Source organism: Pseudoalteromonas sp. UBA6610, from assembly GCF_002433295.1.
In the GTDB taxonomy this organism is placed as follows: domain Bacteria; phylum Pseudomonadota; class Gammaproteobacteria; order Enterobacterales; family Alteromonadaceae; genus Pseudoalteromonas; species Pseudoalteromonas atlantica.
On record NZ_DJHW01000132.1, the window covers coordinates 1 to 2,366 of the forward strand.

4 protein-coding genes are annotated in these 2,366 nt (G+C 36.9%); all 4 read left to right on the forward strand.

Annotated elements, in window-relative coordinates; genetic code table 11:
* Positions 1-212: 212 nt before the first annotated feature.
* The 4 genes from B4F91_RS17050 (at position 213) to B4F91_RS17065 (ending at position 2,331) form a co-directional block, all read left to right on the forward strand.
* Positions 213-581, forward strand: a complete 369-nt coding sequence (locus tag B4F91_RS17050) for a hypothetical protein (RefSeq protein WP_286936804.1) — start codon at positions 213-215, stop codon at positions 579-581.
* Between the two features lie 108 nt (positions 582-689).
* The gene (locus B4F91_RS17055; RefSeq protein WP_055255060.1) at positions 690-1,238 is read left to right on the forward strand and encodes a GNAT family N-acetyltransferase; all 549 of its coding nucleotides are present in this window, start codon (positions 690-692) and stop codon (positions 1,236-1,238) included.
* A gap of 87 nt (positions 1,239-1,325) precedes the next feature.
* Positions 1,326-1,862, forward strand: coding sequence for a GNAT family N-acetyltransferase (locus B4F91_RS17060; RefSeq protein WP_286936806.1), 537 nt, complete (start codon positions 1,326-1,328; stop codon positions 1,860-1,862).
* Positions 1,843-2,331, forward strand: a complete 489-nt coding sequence (locus tag B4F91_RS17065) for a hypothetical protein (RefSeq protein WP_248442191.1) — start codon at positions 1,843-1,845, stop codon at positions 2,329-2,331. The genes B4F91_RS17060 and B4F91_RS17065 overlap by 20 nt, the downstream gene beginning before the upstream one ends.
* Positions 2,332-2,366: the final 35 nt, after the last annotated feature.

Here is a 2,366-nt window from a genome sequence, read left to right on the forward strand (position 1 = left end):
AATGTCGTAGACAAAATTGTTATATGGCTAAGGAGTCAGCCTTTGAAACATCTCGCAGTATCGATACTTTTATTCTTCATGTTTTTTTTGTTAAATGGCACTAATGATCTACTGAATAGTTATGAGTTTTCCCAAAAACAATAGTAATTGCAAACCTTATAGGCTTTTTGTTTTTACTAACGAGTTTTATTCTAGCTTTTTCATTTGCGATAATGTGGAAAAATGATCGAGATACCAAAGCATTTATCCTTATCTTTGTTGGTTTGGCTTTTGGTTTTTTAATTCCTGAAGTATTGCTGCCTCTATTTAAAAATGTAAATCCTGCAATTCCATTTTACGTAGAAATCCTAAAGAACATTGCATTGTTTTCATCCGCTGGTTGTGCTGGAAGTCTATTTGCAATATCTGCAGAGCGCTATACAACAGATGAAAAAAACACATCGCAAGTAAGTAAATGTGAGTGTGTAAGCTCCAGAAAAGAAACGATAAAATTATCCGGCCAGGTATCTAAGCTAACAAAATTGATATACATTGCTTTTGTACTTCAATTTATTCTAGTTGTTGCTCTTATCGCCATATAACAAGTCGTTTAAAAGGACAAAAAACAGTTGGCTTTTGCTCCTTCGTCGCTAATTTTAGCCAACTATTTTATTGCCTCTTAACGGGGCGTTATAAGGCATAGTCGAAGAATGTTGAAAACGGAAAGATTACTGCTTCGTCAATGGACAGAGGATGATTTTCTTCCATTCGCTGAAATGTGTAACGATAAAGAAGTAATGGAATTTTTTCCAAAACTTCAGACCCAAGAAGAAAGTTTTGAGATGGGGAGAAAAATCCTATCCCTTATCAATGAGCGAGGATGGGGTTTATGGGCAATAGAAATTCCTAATCAGCATAAATTTATTGGCTTTGTGGGTTTGCATACTCCTACAAATAAAATGCCGTTTTCACCTTGTGTAGAAATTGGGTGGCGATTATCAAAACATTACTGGGGTAAAGGCTACGCAACCGAGGCTGCCGAAGAAGCTCTAAAATATGCGTTCAATACGCTAAATCTAAATGAGGTGGTCTCATTTACCACATTAGCCAATGATCGTTCTAAAGCTATTATGCAAAAAATTGGTATGCATAACAGCAACCAAAATTTTATGCACCCAGACATTGAAGTTTCACATCCTCAATGTGAGCATGTGCTATACAAAATTAGTAAATTAGCGTGGCAGAGAAATGCCTTATAACAAGTTACTTAAGTACGTTCCGCTTCGCTCCACAGGACGCGCTAACGCGCGCCTCTTAGCAAGGCGTTATATAGCAAAGGAAAGCCTGTGCAAATTGAAACCCAAAGGCTCATTTTAAAGCCAATTTGTAAAGATGACAGGGAGCTTTTTGAGCAGCTTCATCAATCAAGCGATGTACTCAAGTATGTTAGTGATCCATTTACCGAATCTGAAATAAATGAACGTTTTAATTGTCGCTTAGGCGAATGGAAAAAAACTTCTAATCATTGGTTAACTTTAACAATCATTGAAAAAGCTACTGGGATTAAAGTAGGCGTAACTGGTTTTTATCCCGAATGGGAGCCATATCAACAAGCTGAACTTGGCTTTTTACTAAGTCCTGAGTTTCAGGGCAAAGGGTATGGTAAAGAGTCAACTATTGCCGTTATTGAATATGCCTTTAATCAATGTAACTTCCATAAAGTGATCGCAACTGTCACTGAAGGTAATTCCCCATCATTTAATTTACTAAAAGCGTTGGGTTTTACTCATGAAGGTACAATTCGAGATAACTTTAAATTAGGTGGTAGTTGGTGTAATGATTTAAAGTTAGGGTTACTTAATCATGAGTACAATGCTATATAACAAGTCATTAAAGAAAGACTCGTCACGGCTTGCTCGAGTTCCTTCGTCACTCAGTATAGCAAGCCTAAACTCGCTTCTTAATGAAGCGTTAGCAGTCAAAAGGAATTTTATGCTTTATTTGTTTTTAGGAAATGTAATTGTTGGCTTGTTCATTCTTCTTGGCATACCAATTGAAGATAAGCTTTCTACTGGCCAATACATATTTCTCATCGCCTTTTCTATATGCTTAGATTTTCCACCAACCTTGGGCTATGTGCTTGGAAGGCGTTTATCTAAAACTACGAAAATTCATTGGGAAACTTTGCTTTTTCTAGGTGTTGTTGTGGGTTTGTTTACGCAAGTTGTACTACCTGAACTAGGCTTTGGCGTATCCGAAGATAGTTCACTTTGGTACGTTTCTGCCCTTTTGTTTTTTGCAGTCGCTTTCATACCTCCAAAAATTGAAAAATGGCGGTTTAAAACGGCATGACTGCTAACAAGTCAATAAACTCGCTCACTTCGTTC

What these genes read in the sequence shown, in the direction of transcription:
- B4F91_RS17065 (WP_248442191.1), top strand. Translation starts at nt 1,843, where the DNA reads ATGAGTACAATGCTATATAACAAGTCATTAAAGAAAGACTCGTCACGG.
- B4F91_RS17055 (WP_055255060.1), top strand. Translation starts at nt 690, where the DNA reads ATGTTGAAAACGGAAAGATTACTGCTTCGTCAATGGACAGAGGATGAT.
- B4F91_RS17050 (WP_286936804.1), top strand. Translation starts at nt 213, where the DNA reads ATGTGGAAAAATGATCGAGATACCAAAGCATTTATCCTTATCTTTGTT.